The sequence below is a fragment of the Mycobacterium venezuelense genome, assembly GCF_054919535.1.
Genome location: NZ_JBONDW010000062.1, coordinates 1 through 683, shown reverse-complemented (window position 1 = coordinate 683; position 683 = coordinate 1). Strand labels below are relative to the sequence as shown.

The window sequence follows — 683 nt, the reverse complement described above, 5'->3', positions numbered from 1 at the left end:
CCTTGATACCCGCCCACGTCTGCGGGGCGATGCGTAAGTCAACCGCGTCACCGCGATAGCTGGGCACCGGAGGCCTGGGCCGATCGGTCGGCAACGACACCACCTCAGGCAGGCCAGCCAACTCCTGCCGCCAGTAAGCCAGCTGTCTCGCGATAACACTGTCCGGGTCGGACTCCGAACCCAGCCAATTCTGCTGCCAGAGGGTGTAATCGGCGTATTGCACCGGCAGCGGAACCCAGTTGAGTACCTGCCCCTGCCGCCGTGCACGGTACGCCTCGCCCACATCACGAGCCATCGGCGCCATCGACCAGCCGTCAAATGCGATGTGGTGCAACACGATGCCAAGGAGGTACTGCTCGGAGCCAACCTCATAGATCTGTGCCAGAAGCGGGATCTCGGCCGACAAGTCGAAGCGGTGCCCCGCTAGTGCGACCAATTCCGCCTCGATGTCGGCCTCGGGCAATGACACCACCGCCGGACCGCCGCGCCGCCACAGACCCCGCTCAGCGGGCAGCACCTTCTGATACGCCACACCGTCGACATCGCGAAAAACCGTGCGCAGCGACTCATGTCGAGCGATCACATCATCGAGTGCTCCACCAAGCGCCTCAACATCCAACGGTCCGCTGATTCGGAATGCAATCGGCATGTTGTAGGTGGCCACGCCACCTTCGAAGCGGTTG

Annotated in this window: 1 protein-coding gene; it reads right to left on the bottom strand. The window is 63.4% G+C overall.

Annotated features, from left to right (window positions below; all coding sequences use genetic code 11):
* Window positions 1–683 (bottom strand): condensation domain-containing protein (locus ACRCUN_RS34180; protein WP_462146032.1); only part of this gene is annotated, 683 nt, incomplete at both ends.